The sequence below is a fragment of the Knoellia sp. AC549 genome, from assembly GCF_979258975.1.
Map to the genome: position 1 here is coordinate 3,015,705 of NZ_OZ409890.1, position 22,664 is coordinate 3,038,368.

The 22,664-nt window shown below is 70.8% G+C and carries 20 protein-coding genes and 1 pseudogene; 19 read left to right on the forward strand and 2 right to left on the reverse strand.

The features are described from left to right. Positions 1 to 708, reverse strand: coding sequence for a signal peptidase I (gene lepB / locus ACZZ98_RS14675; RefSeq protein WP_463516937.1), 708 nt, complete (start codon positions 706 to 708; stop codon positions 1 to 3). Between the two features lie 97 nt (positions 709 to 805). Between lepB and ACZZ98_RS14680 the strand changes: the two genes are divergently transcribed. The 6 genes from ACZZ98_RS14680 (at position 806) to ACZZ98_RS14705 (ending at position 7,888) form a co-directional block, all read left to right on the forward strand. After that, positions 806 to 1,057, forward strand: coding sequence for a hypothetical protein (locus ACZZ98_RS14680; protein ID WP_463516938.1), 252 nt, complete (start codon positions 806 to 808; stop codon positions 1,055 to 1,057). Next, positions 1,057 to 3,018, forward strand: coding sequence for a M13 family metallopeptidase (locus ACZZ98_RS14685; protein ID WP_463516939.1), 1,962 nt, complete (start codon positions 1,057 to 1,059; stop codon positions 3,016 to 3,018). The genes ACZZ98_RS14680 and ACZZ98_RS14685 overlap by 1 nt, the downstream gene beginning before the upstream one ends. A 57-nt stretch (positions 3,019 to 3,075) precedes the next feature. Further along, positions 3,076 to 4,287 (forward strand): signal recognition particle-docking protein FtsY, encoded by a 1,212-nt coding sequence (gene ftsY, locus ACZZ98_RS14690; RefSeq protein ID WP_463516940.1) that lies wholly within the window; start codon positions 3,076 to 3,078, stop codon positions 4,285 to 4,287. After that, on the forward strand, positions 4,287 to 4,952 hold the full coding sequence (locus tag ACZZ98_RS14695; protein ID WP_463516941.1) for a maleylpyruvate isomerase N-terminal domain-containing protein: 666 nt from the start codon (positions 4,287 to 4,289) through the stop codon (positions 4,950 to 4,952). Before ftsY ends, ACZZ98_RS14695 begins: the two co-directional genes overlap by 1 nt. A 117-nt stretch (positions 4,953 to 5,069) precedes the next feature. Continuing rightward, a complete protein-coding gene (locus tag ACZZ98_RS14700) occupies positions 5,070 to 5,546 on the forward strand; it encodes a hypothetical protein (RefSeq protein WP_463516942.1) in 477 nt (158 codons plus the stop codon). Next, positions 5,543 to 7,888, forward strand: a complete 2,346-nt coding sequence (locus ACZZ98_RS14705) for an MDR family MFS transporter (RefSeq protein WP_463516943.1) — start codon at positions 5,543 to 5,545, stop codon at positions 7,886 to 7,888. The genes ACZZ98_RS14700 and ACZZ98_RS14705 overlap by 4 nt, the downstream gene beginning before the upstream one ends. An 11-nt stretch (positions 7,889 to 7,899) precedes the next feature. On the opposite strand, the gene ACZZ98_RS14710 is transcribed toward ACZZ98_RS14705, so the two are convergent. Continuing rightward, positions 7,900 to 8,292 (reverse strand): thiol-disulfide oxidoreductase DCC family protein, encoded by a 393-nt coding sequence (locus ACZZ98_RS14710; protein WP_463516944.1) that lies wholly within the window; start codon positions 8,290 to 8,292, stop codon positions 7,900 to 7,902. Positions 8,293 to 8,472: 180 nt separating this feature from the next. Here ACZZ98_RS14710 and ACZZ98_RS14715 point away from each other — a divergent pair, with 180 nt between their 5' ends. The 13 genes and pseudogenes from ACZZ98_RS14715 to ACZZ98_RS14775 form a co-directional block, all read left to right on the forward strand. Next, positions 8,473 to 9,909 (forward strand): ammonium transporter, encoded by a 1,437-nt coding sequence (locus tag ACZZ98_RS14715; protein WP_463516945.1) that lies wholly within the window; start codon positions 8,473 to 8,475, stop codon positions 9,907 to 9,909. Then, positions 9,906 to 10,244, forward strand: a complete 339-nt coding sequence (locus ACZZ98_RS14720; RefSeq protein ID WP_463516946.1) for a P-II family nitrogen regulator — start codon at positions 9,906 to 9,908, stop codon at positions 10,242 to 10,244. Before ACZZ98_RS14715 ends, ACZZ98_RS14720 begins: the two co-directional genes overlap by 4 nt. Before the next feature lie 95 nt (positions 10,245 to 10,339). After that, a complete protein-coding gene (locus tag ACZZ98_RS14725) occupies positions 10,340 to 12,781 on the forward strand; it encodes a [protein-PII] uridylyltransferase (RefSeq protein WP_463516947.1) in 2,442 nt (813 codons plus the stop codon). Next, the gene (gene ffh / locus ACZZ98_RS14730) at positions 12,754 to 14,364 is read left to right on the forward strand and encodes a signal recognition particle protein (RefSeq protein ID WP_463516948.1); all 1,611 of its coding nucleotides are present in this window, start codon (positions 12,754 to 12,756) and stop codon (positions 14,362 to 14,364) included. Before ACZZ98_RS14725 ends, ffh begins: the two co-directional genes overlap by 28 nt. A 146-nt stretch (positions 14,365 to 14,510) precedes the next feature. Continuing rightward, positions 14,511 to 15,059, forward strand: a complete 549-nt coding sequence (locus tag ACZZ98_RS14735) for a hypothetical protein (RefSeq protein ID WP_463516949.1) — start codon at positions 14,511 to 14,513, stop codon at positions 15,057 to 15,059. Between the two features lie 20 nt (positions 15,060 to 15,079). Next, complete coding sequence (locus ACZZ98_RS14740) at positions 15,080 to 16,144, forward strand: NAD-dependent epimerase/dehydratase family protein (protein ID WP_463516950.1); 1,065 nt, start codon at positions 15,080 to 15,082, stop codon at positions 16,142 to 16,144. A 68-nt stretch (positions 16,145 to 16,212) separates the two neighbouring features. Beyond that, complete coding sequence (locus ACZZ98_RS14745) at positions 16,213 to 17,031, forward strand: alpha/beta fold hydrolase (RefSeq protein ID WP_463516951.1); 819 nt, start codon at positions 16,213 to 16,215, stop codon at positions 17,029 to 17,031. A 66-nt stretch (positions 17,032 to 17,097) separates the two neighbouring features. Further along, positions 17,098 to 17,946, forward strand: coding sequence for a class I SAM-dependent methyltransferase (locus tag ACZZ98_RS14750; protein WP_463516952.1), 849 nt, complete (start codon positions 17,098 to 17,100; stop codon positions 17,944 to 17,946). A 34-nt stretch (positions 17,947 to 17,980) separates the two neighbouring features. Further along, entirely contained in the window at positions 17,981 to 19,069 is a 1,089-nt protein-coding gene (locus tag ACZZ98_RS14755) for an amidohydrolase family protein (protein ID WP_463516953.1), read from the forward strand. 134 nt (positions 19,070 to 19,203) lie between these two features. Continuing rightward, complete coding sequence (locus ACZZ98_RS14760) at positions 19,204 to 20,247, forward strand: sulfate ABC transporter substrate-binding protein (protein ID WP_463516954.1); 1,044 nt, start codon at positions 19,204 to 19,206, stop codon at positions 20,245 to 20,247. Further along, a complete protein-coding gene (cysT, locus tag ACZZ98_RS14765; RefSeq protein WP_463516955.1) occupies positions 20,244 to 21,170 on the forward strand; it encodes a sulfate ABC transporter permease subunit CysT in 927 nt (308 codons plus the stop codon). The genes ACZZ98_RS14760 and cysT overlap by 4 nt, the downstream gene beginning before the upstream one ends. Beyond that, the gene (gene cysW / locus ACZZ98_RS14770) at positions 21,167 to 21,994 is read left to right on the forward strand and encodes a sulfate ABC transporter permease subunit CysW (protein WP_463516956.1); all 828 of its coding nucleotides are present in this window, start codon (positions 21,167 to 21,169) and stop codon (positions 21,992 to 21,994) included. The genes cysT and cysW overlap by 4 nt, the downstream gene beginning before the upstream one ends. Then, positions 21,991 to 22,641: pseudogene (locus tag ACZZ98_RS14775) on the forward strand (sulfate/molybdate ABC transporter ATP-binding protein); the annotation flags it as partial. The gene cysW and the pseudogene ACZZ98_RS14775, both read left to right, overlap by 4 nt. Positions 22,642 to 22,664 lie beyond the last annotated feature (23 nt).

Below are 22,664 nucleotides of genomic sequence, written 5' to 3' on the forward strand. Positions count from 1 at the left end.
TCAGGAAGCGTTGACGCGCCCGAAGGTGCCGAGCGGCCAGATCCGGAAGACGACCGGCCCCACGACGCGGTCTCTCGGCACGAGCCGGGCGCACCCCTGCGGGTCGGTGCCACCGCGGCAGTTGACGACGGAGTCGGCGGACTGCGAGCGGTGGTCGCCGAGGACGAGGAGGCGGTCGGCCGGCACCGTGATCTCTGGGAAGCACCGCGACGACCTGGGGGTCGACTCGCAGGTGATCTCGGGGGCGTTGAAGGTGTGGTCCTCGTGGACGTAAGGCTCGTCGAGCGGCTGGCCGTTGACGAGCACGCGACCCTCGGCGTCGCAGCAGGACACCCGGTCCCCGGGCACTCCGATGACCCGCTTGACGGTGTATGCCGTGTTCGACGGCCCGATCCCGGTGAGGTCGCCGAACGCGCGCGCCGCCTTGACGACCGGGTTGTCGGCCTCCGGCAGGCGTGCCTCCTGCCAGGTGGCGCCGTGCGAGAACACGACGATGTCGCCGCGCTCCACCGAGGGGTTCGTGCGGTTGACGATGATGCGGTCGCCGATGCGCAGGGTCTGCTCCATCGACTGGGACGGCACGCCGAACGGCTTGACGACGAACGACTGCACGAGGGCGACCGCCAGGATGGCCAGCAGGATCTCGAACCCCACCGGGAGCCTTCGGCGGGTCCGTCGAGGGGCCGCATCCGAGGTCGTCGCCGTCACCCGCCAGACACTACGCGGCGGGCACGCCGCGCAGGTGCCTCAGCTCACCACGGGGTGTCGTTTGCAGGTGGGCGCGCCGGTGAGAGACCCTAGGCCCATGGTTGCGCTCATCATCGGCATGCTCATCTGCGTCGGACTCGCCCTGGCGGTCGTCGCGCTCGTCGCGGTGCCGGCGCGGCGCGATGGTCGTGACCTGCTCACCCCCAAGGGGGAGGAGGTCGTGAGCGCTCTCAAGGAGCGTCAGCAGTCGACGCGCCAGCGCCGCGAGCGTGGCGACCGGGACGAGGACGACGTCGTGACCGAGACCGCCACGGTGTCCGCGGCCCCGGCCGACCCCGCCCGCTCCTGATGCGCTCCGGGATCGACCACACCGCCAGCGACCCCGACGTCCGTCCCCAGGACGACCTCTTCGGGCACGTCAACGGTGGCTGGGTGGCACGCACCGAGATTCCGGCCGACCGTGGCCGCTACGGGTCCTTCGACATGCTCCGCGAGAACGCCGAGCAGCAGGTTCGCGACATCATCACCGCGGTGGCGCAGGGCAACCCCGAGAGCGGCACGGTCGCGCGCAAGGTCGGTGACCTCTTCAGCTCCTTCATGGACGAGGCGCGCATCGAGGCGGTCGGTGTCGAGCCGCTCGCCCCCTTCCTCGCCGCCATCGACGAGGCGGCGACCCCCAGCGACGTCCTGTCGCTCCTGGGTCGCTTCCTGCGGTCGGGCGTCGACGGTCTCTTCCACCCCATCGTCAACACCGACGACCGCGACTCGACCCGCTACGTCGTCTACCTCGAGCAGGCCGGCATCGGCCTGCCGGACGAGGCCTACTACCGCGAGCCGCAGCACGAGGCGATCCGCGCGGCATACCCGCCTCACGTCGCGCGGATGCTCACCCTTGCGGAGGTGTATGCCGGTGACGCGGCGACCGCTGCCGCCGACCGTGTCATGGCGATCGAGACCCGTCTCGCGGCGTCCCACTGGGACACCGTCGCCAACCGTGACGCCGTCAAGACCTACACCCTGCTCGACAGGGCCGGGCTCGAGGAGCTCACGCCGGGCGTCGACTGGGACGGCTACCTCGCCGGTGCCCAGGCGCCCGCCGGCGCGTTCGACCAGGTCATCGCCCGCCAGCCGGACTTCCTCCGCGCGATGAGCGAGGCGCTGACCGAGGTCGAGCTCGCCGACTGGCAGGACTGGCTCCGCTGGCGGGTCGTGCACGCCCTCGCGCCCTACCTCGGGGACGCGATCGTCGCCGAGAACTTCGACTTCTTCGGTCGCACCCTCTCCGGGGTCCCGGAGATCCGGGAGCGGTGGAAGCGCGGCGTCGGGCTCGTCGAGGACGCCCTCGGTGAGGCCGTCGGCCAGCTCTACGTCGAGCAGCACTTCCCGCCCCGGGCCAAGGAGCGGATGGTCGAGCTGGTCGCCAACCTCGTCGAGGCCTTCCGGCGCAACTTCGACACCCTCGAGTGGATGGGTCCGGACACGCGCCGGGAGGCCCTGGCCAAGCTCGAGGCCTTCACGCCCAAGATCGGCTACCCCGAGCAGTGGCGCGACTACTCAGCGCTCGAGGTCGACGCCAAGGACCTCGTCGGCAACGTGGGTCGGGCCGCGGCCTTCGAGGTCGACCGCAACCTCGCCAAGCTCGGTGGGCCGGTGGACCGCGACGAGTGGTTCATGACGCCGCAGACGGTCAACGCCTACTACAACCCCGGGCTCAACGAGATCGTCTTCCCCGCCGCGATCCTGCAGCCGCCGTTCTTCGACGTCGACGCCGAGGACGCCGTCAACTACGGCGGCATCGGTGCCGTCATCGGTCACGAGATCGGGCACGGCTTCGACGACCAGGGCTCCCAGTTCGACGGCCAGGGCAACCTGCGCAACTGGTGGACCGAGGGTGACCGCGAGAACTTCGACGGCCGCGCGCAGCGACTCATCGCGCAGTTCAACGAGCTGGAGTCGCGCGACGCCCCGGGCCACAAGGTCAACGGCGCCCTCACGGTCGGCGAGAACATCGGCGACCTCGGCGGGCTCACGATCGGGCACGCGGCATACCGGATCTCCACCGAGGGCTCCGACGCTCCTGTGATCGACGACCTCACCGGCGACCAGCGGTTTTTCGTCGGCTGGGCGCGGGTGTGGTGCGGGCTGGCGCGAGAGGCCGAGGCTGTGCGCCTGCTCGCGATCGACCCGCACGCCCCCATGGACCTGCGGGCCAACGCCGTGCGCAACCTCTCGGAGTTCCACGAGGCGTTCGGTGTCGCCGAGGGCGATGCCATGTGGGTGCCCGAGCAGGACCGGGTCCGGATCTTCTGACAGCCCGCGTCCGGATCGTCTGCTGGTCGGGCCCGGGCGTGATGCGAGGATGAGCGGGTGAGCGCCATCGACACCCTCTGGGAATTCCTTGCCATCGGCTTCGGCCTGCTCGTCGTCCTCGGCGGACTGGCCGCCACCCTCCTGCGAGGGCGAGGTGGGGCGACCAAGGAGCTGCCACCGGAGCGGACCTCCGACGCACCCTCGACCCGCCCCACACCGGGCGCGGACCCCGGGGACGTCGACGACAGCACGGCCGGCGGGTCTGCGGTCGACACCCTCCCGGCCGACGACACGGTGGTCGAGGAGACCCTCCCGCCCACGACCGTGCCGGAGGTCGAGCGTCCCGAGTCGCCGCGCACCCGACTCCAGCGCCTGCGCGCCCGGCTCGCCCGCTCCAACACGGCCCTGGGCAAGGGGCTGCTCGCCCTGCTCTCCCGAGGTGACCTCGACGAGCAGGCGTGGGAGGACGTGGAGGACACCCTCCTCACGGCCGACCTCGGGGTCGAGGCCACGACCGAGCTGGTCGACGCGCTGCGCACCAGGGTCAAGGTCCACGGCGCCGCCGACGAGGCGACCGTGCGCGGCTGGCTGCGCGACGAGCTCGTCTCGCTCGTCGACCCCTCGATGGACCGCTCCCTCGCGTCCTCGCGTGTCGACGGCCGCCCGGCCGTCATCGTCGTCGTCGGCGTCAACGGCACCGGCAAGACCACGACCGTCGGCAAGCTCGCCCGGGTCCTCGTCGCCGAGGACAAGGACGTCGTCCTCGGCGCTGCCGACACGTTCCGCGCCGCGGCGGCGGACCAGCTCCAGACCTGGGGCGAGCGCGTGGGCGTGCCCACCATCCGCTCCGACCGTGACGGAGCCGACCCGGCCGCCGTGGCGTTCGACGCCGTGAGGGGCGCCGCAGAGCTCGAGGCCGACGTCGTCATCATCGACACCGCAGGGCGGCTCCACAACAAGGTCGGGCTCATGGACGAGCTCGGCAAGGTCAAGCGCGTCATCGAGAAGCAGAGCCCGATCGACGAGGTCCTGCTCGTCCTGGACGCGACGACCGGTCAGAACGGCCTGCGTCAGGCCGAGGTCTTCAGCGAGGTCGTCGGCATCACGGGCATCGTGCTCACCAAGCTCGACGGCACCGCCAAGGGCGGCATCGTCGTCGCGGTGCAGCGCAAGCTCGGCGTCCCCGTCAAGCTCATCGGTCTGGGGGAGGGTCCCGACGACCTCGCGCCGTTCGACCCCGAGGGCTTCGTCGACGCGATCCTCGACTGATGTCCTCGCCAGAGGTGCAACGGCGGGGCAACCTCGGCGCTGCGCTCGGGTCGTGCGCCGCCGTCGTCATCGACCTGGCGGACCGCGCCGAGGTGCGGGAGTCCTGGGAGCGTGAGAGTGCGTGCACCGGGATGACCGTGGGCGGGCTGGCGCACCACCTGCTCGCCCAGGTCGGCCACGTGACGGCCGGCCTGCGTGCTCCTGCCCCGCCCGACGTACCGGTCATCGGTCTGCTCGACCACTACCGGGAGGCGCCGTGGGTGGCGGCGTCCCGCAGCGGTGAGACCGACCCGAGCCAGGACGAGAAGGACAACGCCGGCGCCGAAGCCGGCCACGAGGCCGTCCTGGCACAGGCCCGGCAGGCGCTCGCCGAGCTGCCGGGCCTCCTGGCCAGGCCCCGCGAGCCGGACGTCGTCCACATCCCGTGGCAGGGCTGGTCCCTGGCGACGGCGGACTTCGTCACGACCCGGCTCATGGAGATGGTCGTCCACGGTGACGACCTCGCTGTCAGCGTCGGACTGCCGACCCCTGAGCACGAGCCGGGGGTGGTGTCGCCGGTTCTGGCACTGCTGACCCACGTGTCGCTGCAGCGGCACGGCCAAGTCGCGCTGGTGCGCGCTCTGAGCCGCCCCCAGCGCTCGACCGGCGACGTCTCCGCCTTCTGAGCCGGTGGGTCCCTCCCGCCTGTCGCCCATGACGCGGATCCGGCGCCGTGACGCGGAACGTTCCGCGCCACGGCGCCGGAACTGCGGCGGGGTGGGCGGACGGCATACCCTCGGCGCATGACTGCGGGGGAAGTGCGCCGAGACGTCGTCCGGCTCGGTGCCCTGGCACGTGCGTGGCGGGCCGGGCTGACCGTCGTCCTCGTGGCGCTCTTCTGCGCGGGTTCGCTGGTCGGCGACGACCACTGGTGGCCGTTCAGCCCGTGGCGGATGTTCTCGACGTCGCAGAAGGCCACCGGCTCCGTGTGGTCGACCGGCATCGAGGTGCGCACGGCCGACGAGCCGACCGAGTGGGTTCCCGCGCCGCTGACCCCGTCGAACGTCGGCGTCAACCGCGCCGAGATCGAGGGCCGGCTGAGGCAGATCGAAGCCGACCCGGCCCGGTTGGGGACCCTCGCCGAGAGCCACTCGCGGCTGAGGCCGACGTCGGCGGAGTGGCTGGGGCTGCGTGTCGTGGCCCGCAAGATCATCGTCGTCGACCGCAAGCCCACCGGTGAGGTCGAGACCGATGTCCTCGCCGAGTGGTCCGCGTCATGAGGCGCCTGTCGGCATGGCTCTTCGCCCCCGAGCCCGTGGCTCGGGTAGCCGTCCTGCGGTGGCTCGTCTTCGCCTTCGTCATCGTCGACGTGCTCCTGCTGCACACCTCGGGCTGGTACCACGGCTTCGCCGACCCGATCTGGTACGAACCGCTCGTCATGGGCAAGGTCCTTCACCTCCCCGCAGCCTCGGTGCTGCTGGTCGAGACGCTCAAGTGGGGATGCGTCGTCGCTGCGCTGGCGGCCATGAGCGGCCGGGCCCCACGCCTGCTGGGCTGGACCGTCGCGGTGTGCTGGATCTGGTACCAGTACGTCGCCTTCAGCTACGGCAAGGTCGACCACGACCGGGCGGACTTCGTCGTCGCCCTGGCACTGCTGCCGACGGTCGGCATCGCGCACCTCTCCGACCGCCGCCGCTCCGAGGCGGCCGGGTTCGCGCTGCGCGCCGTGCAGCTGGCCGCCATCGCCACCTACTTCCTCTCGGCCTGGGCCGAGCTTCCGCTTCGGTGGGGTCGAGTGGGTCAACTCGGCCACCATGGTGCGAGCGGTCGTTCGCCGGGGCACTCCGTGGGCCGAGTGGCTCCTGGAGATCCCGTGGACCCTGCACTGGGCCCAGTGGGGGCTGATGATCGCCGAGCTCACGGCGCCCGTGATCTTCCTGCTCTCCGAACGCTGGCGTCGGCGCGCAGTGGCCGCATGGTTCGGCTTCCATGCCGTGACGTATGCCGCCATCACGATCGCGTTCTGGCCCCACCTCGTGATGATGCTCGCGTTCCTCCCGCTGGAGGAGTACGCCGACCGGTTGCGCACCCGGTGGGCAGCGAGTCGGCCCGGCCGGTGGTGGTCCGAGCGGGGAACATCGCGCGGCCCACGTCGGTTGCCGGTCTCGTGAGCGCTCCCGAGATCACCCGAGCCAGCGTCGGCCTCCGCAGCGAGCGCGGACCACTCCTGCTGGCCGTCATGCTCAGCATCGGTCTCGTCGCGATCGACGCCACCATCCTGGCCACCGCTGTCCCGGCGGTGGTCGACGACCTCGGCGGGTTCACGTCCTTCCCCTGGCTGTTCTCGATCTATCTGCTCGCCCAGGCCGTCTCCGTCCCGATCTACGGCAAGGTCGCCGACCTCTACGGACGCAAACCGGTCATGCTGCTCGGCATCGGGCTGTTCGTCCTGGGGTCGCTGCTGTGCGGCATCGCCTGGAGCATGCCGGCACTCATCGTCTTCCGGCTCGTCCAGGGCCTGGGGGCCGGCGCCGTGCAGCCGATGGGGATGACGATCGTCGGCGACATCTACTCGATCGCCGAGCGAGCCAAGGTGCAGGGCTACATCGCCGGCGTCTGGGCCACTGCCTCCGTCGTCGGTCCCACGCTGGGCGGCATCTTCGCCGACTACCTGTCCTGGCGCTGGATCTTCTTCGTCAACCTTCCGCTGGGCATCGCCGCCGCCTGGGTGATGTGGCGCCGGTTCGACGAGAACGTCGAGCCACGCAAGCATGCCGTCGACCTCGTCGGCGCGGTCCTGCTGGCTGCCGGTGGGTCGCTGCTGCTGCTCGGTCTGCTCGAAGGAGGTGTGCGGTGGGAGTGGGGGTCAACCGTGAGCGTCGGCATCCTGGGAGGAGCCGTGGTCCTGCTCGCGGCCTTCGTGGCGGTACAGGCACGCGTGTCCGAGCCGGTGCTTCCGCTGTGGATCTTCCGCCGTCGTGTGCTGAACGCGGCGAACTCGGGTGCCTTCGTCGTCGGCGTGCTCATGCTGGGACTGACGACGTACGTCCCCCTGTACGCCCAGGCCGTGCTCGGGCACGGGGCCCTCGTGGCCGGTCTGGCGCTGGCCGCCATGACGATCGGGTGGCCGATCGCCGCGACGACGAGTGGTCGCTTCTACCTGAGCATCGGCTTCCGCCGGACCGTGCTCATGGGAGCACTGTTCGTCATCGCCGGTGCGGCGCTCCTGCTGCCGGTGGGCGCGGACAGCGCCCTGTGGCAGCTGGCCCTGCCGTGCTTCGTGATGGGCATCGGCTTCGGTTATGTCGCCAGCCCCGGCGTCATCGTCGCCCAGGCCAGTGTCGGCTGGGAGCACCGCGGGGTGGCCACGGGCACCAACATGTTTGCCAGGTCGATGGGCAGCGCCGTGGGCGTCGCCGTGTTCGGTGCGATCGTCAACGCTCGAGTGGCCGGCGGTGCACCGGTCGGCACCCAGCTCGACCTCGAGCAGCTGTCAGCAGGCGCGTTGGCGCCCGCGATCCATGCCGTGTTCGTGTGCTCCGCAGCGGTCGCCGTGGTCCTCGTGCTGTCGGGTCTGCTCATGCCACGCCACGCGGGCAGGGAAGCCTTGGCGGACTCCTGAGGCGCTGTTCCTCAGTGCGGGCGCTGGGCGGCCGGCAGGGAGCATGCGGGCGTGCCCCCGGGCAGGCGGTGCCGGTTGCGGGCCACCCAGCGATAGACCACACCGGCAAGTGCGTTGACCCCGGGCAGCAGGATGACCGCGCCGACGGGCCTGAACGGCAGTCGGCCCGCGAGCAGCACGCGTGCCACCGCGTCCTGGGCCGAGCTGCGGCGACCCGGCGACGACACCCACTGCAGGGCCTCGTCGCACTCCTGCGCCGTGAGTCCGAGGGCGTCGAGGTCGAGGTCCTGGTAGGCGCTCACCGCGAAGTCGGTCGGTGCTCGCCGCACTCGGTTGGCGACGTACCGGGACAGCTTCGTGCACACGCCGCAGTCACCGTCATAGATGATCACCGAGTTCGCCATGACCCCAGTCTCGCACCAGCCCGCCGGCCCACGAACGGCGAGCGGGGGTCCCACGCTCTGCGTGGGGCGGCATACCCCCGTCGTCGTGAAACACACTTCTTACGCACGTCGGGAACGTGCAACACGGCCGTAACACAAGGCGGCGGGAGGGGAAACGGGGCGATCCCAGACTCGTCTCCCATGAGCCCAACTCTCCTCCCTCTCGCGGCCGAGCCCGCGATCGACGCATCGGCGACGGCCTTCGTCCTCATCTGCTCCTCCCTGGTGCTGCTGATGACGCCGGGCCTGGCCCTCTTCTACGGCGGCATGACCCGCGCCAAGTCCGTCCTCAACATGATGATGATGTCGTTCGGCGCCATGGGCGTCGTCGGCGTCATCTACGTGCTGTGGGGCTACTCGATGTCCTTCGGTGGCAGCAACATCGGCGGGATCATCGGCAACCCCTTCGAGAACTTCGGCCTCCGGGGAGTCGTCGGCGACGCCACCGGCGCCACGCTCGACGCCGACGGCACGGCGATCATCGACGTCTTCGGTGCCGACGTCTGGATCCCCGAGGTCCTCTTCGTCGGGTTCCAGCTCACCTTCGCGATCATCACGGTCGCGCTCATCAGCGGTGCCATCGCCGACCGGGCGAAGTTCTCGACCTGGCTGCTCTTCACAGGACTGTGGGTCACGTTGGCCTACTTCCCGATCGCCCACATGGTCTGGGGTGGCGGCCTGCTCAGCGGCTCCGAGGACGGCATCGCGGCGATGATGTTCGGTGCGGCCGACGGCGTTGCCAACGTGCTGCCGATCGACTTCGCCGGTGGCACGGTCGTCCACATCAACGCCGGTGTCGCGGGCCTCGTGCTCGCCCTCATCGTCGGCAAGCGCCTCGGCTTCGGCAAGAGCGCGATGCGGCCCCACAACGTGCCGCTCGTCATGCTCGGCGCCGGCCTGCTGTGGTTCGGCTGGTTCGGCTTCAATGCCGGCTCCGAGCTCGCCGCCGACGGCCTCTCCAGCCTCGTCTGGGTCAACACCACGGTGGCGACCTGCGCGGCGATCCTCGGCTGGCTCGTCGTGGAGAAGGTCCGTGACGGTCACGCGACCTCGGTCGGTGCGGCCTCCGGCGTCGTGGCCGGCCTCGTCGCGATCACCCCGGCCTGTGGCGCGCTGTCGCCCGTCGGCTCGATCGTCCTGGGCGCGTTCGCCGGTGTCCTCGCGGCCCTCGCCGTCGGCCTGAAGTTCCGCTTCGGCTACGACGACTCGCTCGACGTCGTGGGCGTGCACCTCGTCGCCGGCCTCTGGGGCACCGTCGGTGCCGGGCTCCTCGCGACCGAGGGCGGCCTGTTCTACGGTGACGGAGCACGACAGCTCGTCGTGCAGGTCGTCATCGCGCTCGCCACCGTCATCATCTCCGGCATCGTCACGACCCTCATCGGCCTGGCGCTCAAGGCCACGATCGGCTGGCGCGTCTCCGACGACGACGAGGTGGCCGGCATCGACCAGGCCGAGCACGCCGAGTCCGGCTACGACCTCGTGTCCCGTGGTGGACGCCTGGGCACGAGCTCGAGCCCCGCGCTCTCACACGATGCCCGTCACCACGACGAGCTCACCTCCGAAGGAGTCAAGGCATGAAGCTCATCACCGCCATCATCAAGCCCCACCAGCTCGACGCGGTGAAGGAGGCGCTCGAGGCCTACGGCATCTCGGGCATGACGGTCAGCGAGGCCTCCGGCTACGGCCGGCAGCGTGGCCACAGCGAGGTCTACCGCGGCGCCGAGTACAACGTCGACTTCGTGCCCAAGATCCGTCTCGAGGTCCTCGTGGACGACATGGACGCGGTCAGCGTCGCGGACGTCATCCTCAAGTCGGCACAGACCGGTCGGATCGGCGACGGGAAGATCTGGACGCAGGCTGTCGAGGACGTCATCCGGGTACGCACGGGCGAACGCGGCACCGAAGCCATCTGAACAACCCACTCATTGCGAGTTCCGGTCATGCGAGGTCAGCGAGCGTGACCGGAACTCGCAATGAGTGGGAAGGCACCAACAGGAGGGGTGATGGCATGACTGACGTCGTCGACGTGGCGGCCCGCAGGCTCGACCTCGCGGGAACGCGGGCCTTCGAGGCGGCCGGCTCGGGGGTGGAGCGCCGGCTGCGGCTGGCAGCCTTCAACCGCGAGTGGCTGGACGGCCTGTGGCGCGAGGCGACGAAGGGACAGCGGGTCGAGGGTGTCGCCCTGGCAGCGGTCGGCAGCGTGGGGCGCGGCGACGCCGGACCGCTGTCGGACTACGACCTCGTGCTCCTGCACTACGGCCGGACGCTCTCCACGGACGAGATCACCCGCCTCGCGGACCGCATCTGGTACCCGATCTGGGACGCGGGCGTGCGCCTCGACCACAGCGTCCGCACCGTGAGCCAGTGCCGCAGCGTCGCCGCCGACGACCTCACCGCTGCCGTGGGTCTGCTCGACATCTCGGCGGTCGCGGGGGACGCCGAGGTGGTGGCAGCGGCCCGTGCCACGGTGAGCCACGACTGGCGGGCCAACGCCCGCAAGCGACTTCCTCAGCTCACCGAGGCCATGAGCGTGCGCCACCACCGGCACGGTGACCTCGCCCAGTCCATCGAGCCCGACCTCAAGGAGGCCCACGGCGGCCTGCGGGACATGACCGTGCTGGCCGCTCTCGCCGAGGCCTGGCTCGCCGACCGTCCGCGAGGTGAGGTGGACGCGGCATACCGGCTCCTGCTCGACGTGCGTGACGGTGTGCACGTCGTCACCGGGCGGGGTCGCGACCGCCTCGGTCGTGAGGACCACGACGCCGTCGCCGCGCTCCTCGGATACGACGACCCCGACGACCTGCTCGCCGACGTGTCCGACGCGGGCCGGGCCATCGCCTACGCGCTCGACGGCACCGTGCGTCGGGCGAGCCAGTCGCAGCGCGCCCGCGTGCTGCGGGTCGGCCCGCGCCGTCCACAGATGACGCCGCTGGGCTACGGGCTGTTCGAGAGCGACGGTGAGGTCGTCCTCGGTTCGGGCCGGCTCCTCGACAGCGACCCCCACCTGCCCCTGCGGGCTGCGGTGGTCGCGGCCCGGGCCAACCTGCCGATCGCCCCGACCACCCTCGAGAACCTGGCGACGAAGTGCGCCGACCTGCCGACACCGTGGCCCCCGCTGGCGCGGGGGCTGTTCAGCGACCTGCTCGCCGCCGGGCCGGGACTCGTCACCGTCTGGGAGGGCCTGGACCAGCAGGGCATCATCGAGCGCTGGCTGCCCGAGTGGGCCGCGGTCCGCTCCCGGCCCCAGCGCAACGCCGTCCACCGGCACACGGTGGACCGGCACCTCATCGAGACGGTCGTGCACGCCACCGGCCTGCTGCGAGGCGTCGGGCGCGCCGACCTGCTCCTCCTCGCGGCGCTGCTCCACGACATCGGCAAGATCCCCGGCGCTCGCGACCACTCGGCCACGGGGGCGCCGATCGCCGCGACGGTGATGCGGCGCCTGGGCCACTCCGAGGACGACGTCACGGTGGTCTCCTCACTCGTGCGCGAGCACCTCACCCTCATCGAGCTGGCCACCCGCCGGGACCACGCCGACCCGAGGACCATCGACGCCGCCATGGCCGCGATCGACGACGACCGTGACCGGTTCGAGCTCCTCCTGGCCCTGACCGAGGCGGACGCCGTGGCTGCCGGACCCAAGGCCTGGACGGACTGGCGGGCCGCGCTGCTCGGGCAGTTCTCCACCGCGGTGCGGGCCCGGCTCAGCCCTCCGGCCCCTTCAGCCGGAGAGGTCCCGCCCTCGCTCGTGCCGGACGACCTCGTCGTCACCCTCGCCGGCGGGGAGCCCCACGTCGAGGTCGTGCCCAACGGCGGGTCCTACCGGATCGACATCGCCGACCGCGACCGGCTCGGGCTCTTCGCCGACACGGCGGGCCTGCTCGCGGCCGAGGGGCTCGTGGTCCGGACAGCCGTCCTGCGGACCGTCGACGGTGTGGCGGTCAACGAGTGGCACGTCGAGAGCCCCAGCGACGCCGAGCCCGAACGCGAGCGTCTCGTGCGCGGGCTGATGCGCCTCGCTACTGGGGATCGCGGCCCGCTGAGCCTGCTCGACCGACGTCGACAGTTCGCGGCCCGCCCCAGCGGGAAGCTCGACCATCGGGACCCCGGGGCAGCCGCGGGCCCTCGTCGTGCCCGGCGCCAGCACCGAGGCGACCGTCATCGAGGTGCGCGCCCACGACCGGCCCGGGCTGCTCCACGAGCTGGGCATGACCTTCGCCAAGGCCGGGGTGTCCGTCCGGTCGGCACACATCGCGACGTATGCCGGCCAGACCCTGGACACGTTCTATGTCTCCGACTTCTCGGGGCGCCCCCTCGACCCGGGCAAGGTGGCCCAGGTGGTGGCCGCCGTCATCGACACCTGCGACGGCAGCGACTGACGACGACGTCAGTGGCGCTCGTGACTCCGGTTAACCTTGTGCGGTGTTCACGAGCCTCTCCGACCGCCTGACAGCGACCTTCAAGAACCTCCGCACCAAGGGGCGCCTGTCCGAGTCCGACGTCAACAAGACCGTCCGCGACATCCGGATGGCGCTGCTCGATGCCGACGTGGCCCTGCCCGTCGTCAAGGAGTTCACGTCGGCCGTCCGTGAGCGGGCGCTCGGAGCCGAGGTCTCCGGCGCGCTCAACCCGGCGCAGCAGATCGTCAAGATCGTCAACGAGGAGCTCGTCGAGATCCTCGGTGGGCAGACCCGCACGATCCGCTTCGCCAAGACCGGGCCGACCGTGATCATGCTCGCGGGCCTGCAGGGCGCCGGCAAGACCACGCTCGCGGGCAAGCTCGCTCGCTGGCTCAAGGACCAGGGTCACACCCCGGTCCTCGTCGCCGCCGACCTCCAGCGACCCAATGCCGTGACCCAGCTCCAGGTCGTCGGTGAGCGTGCCGGTGTCCCGGTCTTCGCCCCCGAGCGGGGCAACGTCGGCGGGCACGACGCCGTCGGCGGCACGGGCGAGGGCACCCGCAGCTTCGGTGACCCGGTCACGGTGTCTCGCGACGGCATACGCGAAGCAGTCAACAAGCACCACGACGTCGTCATCGTCGACACCGCCGGACGCCTCGCGGTCGACGCCGACCTCATGAAGCAGGCCGGCGACATCCGGGCCGCAATCAACCCGCACGAGGTCCTCTTCGTCATCGACGCGATGATCGGGCAGGCGGCCGTCGAGACCGCCGAGGCCTTCCTCGAGGGCGTCGACTTCACCGGCGTCGTCCTGTCCAAGCTCGATGGTGACGCACGCGGTGGTGCCGCCCTGTCGGTCGCCAAGGTCACCGGCCGGCCGATCATGTTTGCCTCGACGGGTGAGCAGGTCAAGGACTTCGAGGTCTTCCACCCCGACCGCATGGCCTCGCGCATCCTCGACATGGGTGACGTGCTCACCCTCATCGAGCAGGCCGAGAAGGCGTTCGACCGCGGTCAGGCCGCCGAGATGGAGCGCAAGTTCCTCGCGGCGGAGGACTTCACCTTCGACGACTTCCTCCAGCAGATGTCGGCGATCAAGAAGATGGGCTCGCTCAAGTCGATGCTCAAGATGATGCCGGGCATGGGGCAGATGTCGGCCCAGCTCGACAACCTCGACGAGCGCGAGTTCGACCGCGTCGAGGCCATGGTCCGCTCGATGACGCCGTTCGAGCGCAACCACCCCAAGCAGATCAACGGCTCCCGCCGCGCCCGCATCGCCGGCGGCTCGGGTGTCACCGTCTCGGAGGTCAACCAGCTGCTCGAGCGCTTCGGTGAGGCGCAGAAGATGATGAAGCAGCTCGCCCGGGGTGGGGGCATCCCCGGCATGCCGGGCATGGGTGGTGGCGGCGGCAAGAAGGCCCGGCAGCAGCAGCAACAGACCCGCGGCAAGAAGTCCAAGTCCGGCAACCCCGCCAAGCGGGCCGCCGACGCGCAGGCCGACGCCCAGCGCGCCGCGGCCAAGCCGGCCGGCGGTGCGTTCGGCGGTGGAGCTGGTGCTGGTGCCGGCGTCGACCCCGCCGACCTCGACCCCTCGCAGCTGCCCAAGGGCTTCGAGAAGTTCCTGGGCAGGTGACTCCGGGGCCTGCGCGAGCCCGCCGACGGTGACGGGCAGCCTGCCCCGCTTCCGGTCACTGGTCACCGGTCCCGGTTTGTGAGCAGGGGTGGCGGGTAGATAAGCCTCATCACCCGACCTCTATGAGCCCTGTGAGGGAGAACCCCATGGCACGCGACACTCTGTCCCGTTCGATGCACGACATCGGGCTGGCCGCCTGGTTCGGCGGCACGCTTGCCAATGCCGTGGCACTCAACCCGGCTGCGGCCCAGGCCGACTCGGCCAACTCCAAGGGGGCCGTGGCCAACGTCGGCTGGGACCGCTGGACCCCGGTGAACGCGGCCGCGATCGGCGCCCACCTCGTTGGCAGCGTCGGCCAGGTCGTCGGCAACAAGGGGCGCATCTCGGCTCAGGAGGGTGTCGCCTCCATGGCTGTCGCCAAGACCGTGCTCACGGCCGCCGCCCTGGGCGTCACGGCCTACTCCCGGATGCTCGGCCAGAAGGTCTCGCAGGAGACCCGCGTGCCGGCCGACTCCGGCACGGAGCCGGCGTCGGGTACGCCTTCGGCGGTGGCCAAGGCCCAGAAGCAGCTGGCGGCACTCCAGTGGGTGGTGCCGGCCCTGACCGGGGCCCTGGTGGTGATGAGCTCCTACGCCGGCGAGCAGCAACGGGCGTCCGAGGTCCGCAAGGGCCTCAGGGGGCGGCTGGTCGGCTGAGGCCGGCCGGGTAGTCGAGCATGCGAGTCGTCGTCACCGGTGCCACCGGCAACATCGGCACCGCCCTGCTGCGTCGGTTGTTGCCGGCCGGCCACGAGGTCGTCGGTGTCGTGCGTCGCGAGCCGGACAGCACCGCTCCGTACGACGGAGCCAGCTGGGTCACCACCGACCTGTCCACCGACCGCTGCCTCGATCCTCTGCGGGCGGCGTTCTCGGACGCCGACGCAGTCGTCCACCTGGCCTGGGGGTTCCAGCCGTCCCACGACCTTGACTACCTCGAGGAGCTCGGCGTCGGGGGGACCCGCCGGGTGCTCGCCGCGCTGGCATCCGGCGGCCCCACGCACCTGGTGCACATGTCCTCGGTCGGCGCGTACTCGCCGAAGCGGGACGACGAGCCCGTCGACGAGACGTGGCCCACGGGCGGCGTGCCCACCTCGCCCTACAGCCAGCACAAGGCCGCGGCAGAGCGGCTGCTCGATGCCCACGAGGACGCCCACGAGGGACTCACCATCACCCGCCTGCGCCCGGGCATCGTCGGGCAGGCGGCGGCGGCCAGCGCGCTGCTGAGGTACGGCCTGCCCGCCATCGTGCCGGCGCGCGCCGTCGGGCTCCTGCCCGTCCTGCCGCTCGACCGGCGGCTGAAGGTCCCCATGGTCCACGCGGACGACGTGGCCGACGCGATCGCCCGGGCCCTCGAGCGGCGAGCACCCGGTGCGTTCAACCTGGCCCCCGATGCGCCCATCACCACCGCCGACATCGCCTCGGCACTCGGCGCGCGAGCGGTCCACGTGCCCTCGGCAGTGGTCCGCACCATGTCCTCGGCCGCGTGGCACGCCCGGATCCAGCCGGTCGACCCGGGCTGGGTCGACCTGGGCTTCAGCGTGCCGTTGCTCGACTCCTCACGGGCGAGGAGCGAGCTGGACTGGGCGCCGCAGAAGGACGCGGTGACGGTCCTGCGCGAGACCATCGACGCGATGCGTCGACCGATGGCCGGGACCTCCGACGTCCTGCGACCTCGGTCGGTGTCCGACGGGCTGCGACGCCTCCTGGAGAGCGGGCCGGTCACCCGACGACGTCGGCCGTGACACCACGGGTCCACGTGGCGGGTCCGTACAGTGCCTCCCATGAATGGACTCGAGAATGTCCCGGGCACGTGAGCGCTGCAGAGCCGCTGCACACGCTGTCGGTCGGCACCGCGGGTCCGCGCGTCGCCTTCCTGCACGGGCTCTTCGGCCAGGGCCGCAACTGGTCGACGGTCGCCAAGGCGCTCGCGGGTCCGGAGGGCACAGCGGCGCGGTGCACGTTGGTCGACCTTCCGGACCACGGTCGCAGTCCGTGGTCGGCCGAGTTCTCCTACGAGGGGTATGCCGTGTCCGTCGCCGACACGTTGCGCGCCATCGACCCCGGACCGTGGATCGTCGTCGGCCACTCCCTCGGCGGCAAGACGGCGATGGCGCTGGCGCTGACCGAGCCGACACTGGTGTCACGGCTCGTCGTCGTCGACATCGCGCCCAAGGGCTACGGCGACCTCGAGCGCTTCGCCGGCTACATCGCCGAGATGCGCTCGCTGCCGTTGTCGGAGCTGGCCGGCCGGGCCGACGCCGAGGCCCGTTTCGCGGAGCCCGACCCCGGGATCAAGGCGTTCCTGCTCCAAAACCTGCGCCGCGAGGGCACGGCGTGGCGGTGGCAGGCCAATGTCGAGCTGTTCGCGGCGGACGCCGCCAGGGGGAGTGGCTCGGTCATCGCCGACTGGCCCTTCGCCGCCGGCGTCGTGAAGCCGTATGCCGGTCCGGTCCTCTGGATCGCGGGTTCGGAGTCGAGCTACATCACGGCCGAGGACGGTGAGCCGATGCGAGCCTTCTTCCCGAAGGTGCGGCAGCTGACCGTCAAGGGTGCCTCGCACTGGGTGCACACCGACGCGCCCGGCATCGTCATCGAGGCACTGCGCAGGGTCATCGCCGCCTCCGCCTGATCCCCCGCCCGCCGACCTTTCTCTGAAACAGCCTCGTTCGTGCCCGGGTGGGCGGACACTCGCGAGATGACGGACACCGATCCGCGGTCAGGGCCCGGAGTGGGGGCACTGTTCGACGCGGTCGCCGACGACTACGACCAGAGCGGTGTGGACTTCTTCGCACCCATTGCGCAGGGACTCGTCGACGAGCTCGCCCCTGTGTCCGGGGAGCGAGCTGTCGACCTCGGGTGCGGTCGCGGAGCAGCGACGATCCTGCTGGCGCGGCGCGTCGGAGCGACCGGGTCCGTCGTGGGTCTCGACCTCAGTCACGGCATGCTCGCCCATGCCCGGACGGCTTTGGACGGTGAAGGTCTCGTTGTCGACCTGCGAGTGGGGGACGCCGCCGAGCCTGCACTCCCTGAGGGTGAGTTCGACGTCGTGGCCTCCTCCCTCGTCCTGTTCTTCCTGCCGGATCCTGCCGCGGCGCTGGCGCGCTGGGTGCAGCTGCTCGCTCCGGGTGGCCGGATCGGCCTGGCGACCTTCGGCCGGCAGGACCCCGTGTGGACCTCCGTCGACCGCGAGTTCGGTCCCTGGCTCCCGCCGGCGATGCGTGACCCCCGGGTCCTGGGACCTGAGAGCCCGTTCGGCTCGGACGAGGGGATGGAGCAGCTGTTCGAGGATGCCGGCGCGACCGAGGTGGCGACCACGACGCTCCGGCTTCCGGTGCGGTTCGGCACCCTCGAACGGTGGGAGGCCTTCTCTCGGGGCACCGGTCAGCGGGCCATGTGGGCGAGCGTCCCCGTCGACGAGATCGCCGGTGTGCGGGCGCGCGCCGCGACCCACTTCGAGGGTGCTCGCACGGCGGACGGCGACGTCGAGGTCTGGCAGGACATCCGCTACACCGTCGGGCGCGCGCCGGGATCCGACGCCACCTGAGGCCACCGGCACGTGAGCCTCTAGGGTCGGAGCCATGACGGCACCGGTGCTGCACCTGTTGGGCGAGGTCCTCGTCGGTCCCGAGGAGGTCCTTCCCGAGGCGTGGGTCGTCGGGGGCCGTCTCACCTTCGAACGACCGACCGGCGCCGGCCACGACGTCGAGACGCTGCGCGGCTGGTTCCTCCCGGGCATGGTCGACGCGCACTGCCATGTCGGCCTCGACCGGCACGGCGCCGTCGACGACGCGACGTCCGAAGAGCAGGCGCTCGCCGATCGCGACAACGGCACCCTCCTCATCCGCGACGCCGGCTCACCCGCCGACACGCGTTGGATCGACGAGCGCGACGACCTGCCCAAGATCATCCGCGCCGGCCGTCACATCGCCCGCCCCAAGCGCTACATCCGCAACTACGCGCACGAGGTCGAGCCCGAGCAGCTCGTCGAGCGGGTGCGCATCGAGGCCCGCGCCGGGGACGGCTGGGTCAAGCTCGTCGGCGACTGGATCGACCGTGACACCGGCGACCTCGAACCGTGCTGGCCACGTGAGGTGCTCATCGAGGCCGTCGCCGCTGCCCACGAGGAGGGCGCTCGCACGACCGCACACTGCTTCGGCCCGGACTCGCTGCGCGACTTCGCCGCTGCCGGCACGGACTGCATCGAGCACGCCACCGGCCTCGAGGCCGACACCATCGACTCCTTTGCGGCAGAGGGCATCGCGATCGTCCCAACCCTGGTCAACATCGCGACCTTCCCCGAGATCGCGGAGCCGGCACGCGAGAAGTTCCCCGACTACCACCGGCGCATGCTCGACCTCCACGCACGACGCCACGAGACGTTCGGCGCGGCGCGAGAGGCCGGCATACCCATCTATCTCGGGACCGACGCGGGAGGTTCCATCGCCCACGGACTCGCCGCGCAGGAGGTCATCGAGCTCTCGCGCATCGGCTTCAGTAACGTGGAGGTGCTCGGTGCCGCCACGTGGGGCGCGCGGAAGTGGCTCGGTCGCCCCGGACTGGAGGAGGGCGCCGACGCCGACCTCTTGGTCCTCGACCGCGACCCGCGTGCGGACCTCACCGTGCTGGGCGAGCCGGCGGCGGTCGTCCTGCGGGGCATGACGTACTGACGGCATCCACCATGCGAGACATAATCTGACGTTATTTGACGGATAACGCTGGACTATCGAAACTCCTAGGTGTCCGATAGGAATTGCGGCCACCCCGGGTCGCTCTGTCGGACTCCGAACGAAGGAGTCCCCACATGAGTCGTCATCCCCGCCTCGCCCTGGCCGCCGCCGCGACCGTCGGTGCGCTGGTGATGTCGGCCTGTGCCGGGGGAGGCGCGAACGACACGGTGGGCGCTCAGGCAGAGGGCGCAGCCCCGGCGTCGACGAGCACGCTCAACCTCTTTGCGTATGCCGTGCCCAAGGTCGGGTTCGACAAGGTCATCCCGGCGTTCAACGCGACGGAGGACGGCAAGGGTGTGACCTTCCAGCAGTCCTACGGCGCGTCCGGGGACCAGTCACGCAAGGTCGCAGCCGGAGCCCAGGCCGACTTCGTCAACTTCTCGGTCGAGCCCGACATCACCCGGCTCGTCGACGCCGGGCTCGTGGCCGCGGACTGGAACGCCGGCGAGCACAAGGGGATCCCGTTCGGCTCGGTCGTGACGATCGTGACCCGCAAGGGCAACCCCAAGGCCATCAAGGACTGGGACGACCTGCTCAAGCCGGGCGTCGAGGTGGTGACGCCCAACCCGTTCAGCTCGGGTTCGGCGAAGTGGAACCTCCTGGCGCCGTATGCCGCCAAGAGCGACGGCGGGGCGAACGCCGCCGCCGGTCTGGCCTACATCGAGAAGCTCGTGACCGGGCACGTCAAGGTCCAGCCGAAGTCCGGCCGGGAGGCGACCGAGACCTTCCTGCAGGGGACCGGGGACGTGCTGCTCAGCTATGAGAACGAGGCGATCTTCGCCGAGCGCAAGGGTGACGCCGTCGAGCACGTCACGCCGCCGACGACGTTCAAGATCGAGAACCCGGTCGCGGTCCTCACCAAGGGCAAGAACGTGGAGAAGGCGACGAAGTTCCGGGACTACCTCTTCACCCCGGAGGCGCAGAAGCTCTGGGCGGAGGCTGGATTCCGACCTGTCGACCCTACGGTGGCAGCGGAGTTCGGCAAGGACTTCCCGGAGCCGACCAAGCTTCTGGACGATCGACGACCTCGGCGGCTGGAAGACCGTGGACGGCACGCTCTTCAAGAAGGAGACCGGCTCCATCGCCGTCATCTACGACAAGGCGACGTCCTGACATGACGGCGACCGTGACCGGCGGCAGGGACGACACCGAGGTGTCGGCCCTGCCGCCGAACGCGCAGCCCCCGAGGGTCGACCCGGGGACTGCTGACGACGGGCAGGCACCCCGCCCGGCCGGGCGCTCGCGACTGCGGGGAGCCGGGCGGCCTCTGGGCATCGGCGTCGTAGGGCTCTGGCTCAGCGTCATGGTGCTGCTGCCGTTGGCCGCCCTGACGGTGACGTCCTTCGAGGAGGGGTGGACCGGCTTCTGGGAGGCCGTGACGGCGCCGGTCGCGCTGGCGTCGTTGCGCGTGACGGTCGTCGCCGCCCTGGTGGTGGCGGTCATCAACGCCGTCATGGGCACCCTCATCGCCTGGGTCCTCGTGCGTGACGACTTCCGGGGCAAGCGCATCGTCAACGCCCTCATCGACCTGCCGTTCGCGCTGCCGACGATCGTCGCAAGCATCGTCCTGCTCTCGCTCTACGGCCCCAACAGCCCCGTCGGGATCCACCTCAACGCGACCCAGCCCGGCATCGTCGTGGCCCTGGCCTTCGTCACCCTCCCGTTCGTCGTGCGCTCGGTGCAGCCGGTGCTTCTCGAGCTCGACCGGGAGGTCGAGGAGGCGTCGGCCTCCCTCGGTGCCTCGAGCTGGGTGACGTTCCGCCGCGTCGTCCTGCCGACCCTCCTGCCGGCCATCATCAGCGGGACGGGGCTGGCGTTCGCGCGGGCCATCGGTGAGTACGGCTCGGTCGTCCTCATCGGCGGCAACATCCCGCGCGAGACACAGGTCGCGTCGCAGTACATCCAGCAGCAGATCGAGATCGACCGCCCGATCAACGCGGCGGCCGTCTCGGTCGCCCTGCTCGCCATCGCCTTCGTCACCCTGGCCGTCCTCCGCTGGTTCGCGGGACGGGCCCTGCACCGCGAGGAGGAGTCGTCATGAGCGCCTCGACGTCCACGCCTCCCAAGGCCGGGCCGGCCAAGCTGGCCCTGCGCTCAGTCGCTCTGGGCTACCTCACCGTCCTCGTCGCGGTCCCCATCGTCCTCATCCTCTGGCGCACCCTCGAGCCGGGAGTTGGTGCCTTCATCGACTCCATCCGCACGCCGGCAGCCATCTCGGCCCTCAACCTCTCGCTGCTCATCGTCGCGATCGTCGTGCCGCTCAACGTGGTCTTCGGTGTCGGCACCGCGCTGGCGCTGGTCCGTGGCCGCTTCCCCGGCAAGGGGCTGCTCCAGGCCGTCGTCGACCTGCCGTTCGCCGTCTCGCCCATCGTCGTGGGCGTCGCGCTCATCCTGCTGTGGGGCTCCGGCGGCTGGTTCGGTGGCGTCGAGGGCCTGGGCTTCCAGGTGATCTTCGGCCTGCCCGGCATGGTCATCGCCACCCTCTTCGTCACCCTGCCCTTCGTCGTGCGCGAGGTCGAGCCGGTGCTCCACGAGATCGGCACCGAGCAGGAGCAGGCGGCGTCCACGCTCGGTGCCAGCTCGTGGCAGACGTTCTGGCGGATCACCCTCCCGGCGATCCGGTGGGGACTGACCTACGGCGTGGTCCTGACGATCGCCCGCGCGCTCGGTGAGTTCGGCGCCGTGATCATGGTCAGCTCCGGCTTCCCCGGCGTCTCGCAGACCCTCACCCTGCTCGTGCACTCCCGCTATATCGACGACCACAACACCTACGGCGCGTATGCCGCAGCCACCCTGCTCATGGGCCTTGCCGTGGCGACGTTGCTCGGCATGACCCTGCTCGACCGCAAGAGGAGCCAACGATGATCAGCGTCACCGGAGCCCGCAAGAACTACGGCACCTTCACCGCCCTCGACGACGTGTCGCTCGACATCCCGGCCGGCAGCCTCACCGCCCTGCTCGGCCCCAGTGGCTCGGGCAAGTCGACCCTGCTGCGCGCCATCGCCGGCCTGGAAGGCCTCGACAGCGGACGGATCGTCATCGGCGGGACGGACGTCACCGGCATACCCCCTCAGAAGCGAGGGATCGGCTTCGTCTTCCAGCACTACGCCGCGTTCAAGCACATGACGGTGCGCGACAACGTCGCGTTCGGACTGACGATCCGCAAGCGTCCCAAGGCGGAGATCAAGCGCAAGGTGGACGACCTGCTCGAGATCGTCGGGCTCGACGGGTTCCAGCACCGTTATCCGGCCCAGCTCTCGGGTGGGCAGCGCCAACGCATGGCACTGGCCCGGGCGCTCGCCGTCGACCCCGAGGTGCTGCTCCTCGACGAGCCGTTCGGTGCGCTCGACGCCAAGGTGCGGGCCGACCTGCGCCAGTGGCTGCGGCGCCTGCACGACGAGGTGCATGTGACGACGGTGCTCGTGACGCACGACCAGGAGGAGGCGCTCGACGTCGCTGACCGCATCGCCGTGCTCAACAAGGGGCAGATCGAGCAGGTCGGTGACCCGGTCACCCTCTATGACCGGCCGGCCAA

Excerpts from the sequence above, each read along its gene's own strand:
- ACZZ98_RS14680 (WP_463516938.1), top strand. The coding sequence starts at position 806 with ATGGTTGCGCTCATCATCGGCATGCTCATCTGCGTCGGACTCGCCCTG.
- ACZZ98_RS14685 (WP_463516939.1), top strand. The coding sequence starts at position 1,057 with ATGCGCTCCGGGATCGACCACACCGCCAGCGACCCCGACGTCCGTCCC.
- ACZZ98_RS14695 (WP_463516941.1), top strand. The coding sequence starts at position 4,287 with ATGTCCTCGCCAGAGGTGCAACGGCGGGGCAACCTCGGCGCTGCGCTC.
- ACZZ98_RS14700 (WP_463516942.1), top strand. The coding sequence starts at position 5,070 with ATGACTGCGGGGGAAGTGCGCCGAGACGTCGTCCGGCTCGGTGCCCTG.
- ACZZ98_RS14705 (WP_463516943.1), top strand. The coding sequence starts at position 5,543 with ATGAGGCGCCTGTCGGCATGGCTCTTCGCCCCCGAGCCCGTGGCTCGG.
- ACZZ98_RS14710 (WP_463516944.1), bottom strand. The coding sequence starts at position 8,292 with ATGGCGAACTCGGTGATCATCTATGACGGTGACTGCGGCGTGTGCACG.
- ACZZ98_RS14715 (WP_463516945.1), top strand. The coding sequence starts at position 8,473 with ATGAGCCCAACTCTCCTCCCTCTCGCGGCCGAGCCCGCGATCGACGCA.
- ACZZ98_RS14720 (WP_463516946.1), top strand. The coding sequence starts at position 9,906 with ATGAAGCTCATCACCGCCATCATCAAGCCCCACCAGCTCGACGCGGTG.
- ACZZ98_RS14725 (WP_463516947.1), top strand. The coding sequence starts at position 10,340 with ATGACTGACGTCGTCGACGTGGCGGCCCGCAGGCTCGACCTCGCGGGA.
- ACZZ98_RS14735 (WP_463516949.1), top strand. The coding sequence starts at position 14,511 with ATGGCACGCGACACTCTGTCCCGTTCGATGCACGACATCGGGCTGGCC.
- ACZZ98_RS14740 (WP_463516950.1), top strand. The coding sequence starts at position 15,080 with ATGCGAGTCGTCGTCACCGGTGCCACCGGCAACATCGGCACCGCCCTG.
- ACZZ98_RS14750 (WP_463516952.1), top strand. The coding sequence starts at position 17,098 with ATGACGGACACCGATCCGCGGTCAGGGCCCGGAGTGGGGGCACTGTTC.
- ACZZ98_RS14755 (WP_463516953.1), top strand. The coding sequence starts at position 17,981 with ATGACGGCACCGGTGCTGCACCTGTTGGGCGAGGTCCTCGTCGGTCCC.
- ACZZ98_RS14760 (WP_463516954.1), top strand. The coding sequence starts at position 19,204 with ATGAGTCGTCATCCCCGCCTCGCCCTGGCCGCCGCCGCGACCGTCGGT.
- cysT (WP_463516955.1), top strand. The coding sequence starts at position 20,244 with ATGACGGCGACCGTGACCGGCGGCAGGGACGACACCGAGGTGTCGGCC.
- cysW (WP_463516956.1), top strand. The coding sequence starts at position 21,167 with ATGAGCGCCTCGACGTCCACGCCTCCCAAGGCCGGGCCGGCCAAGCTG.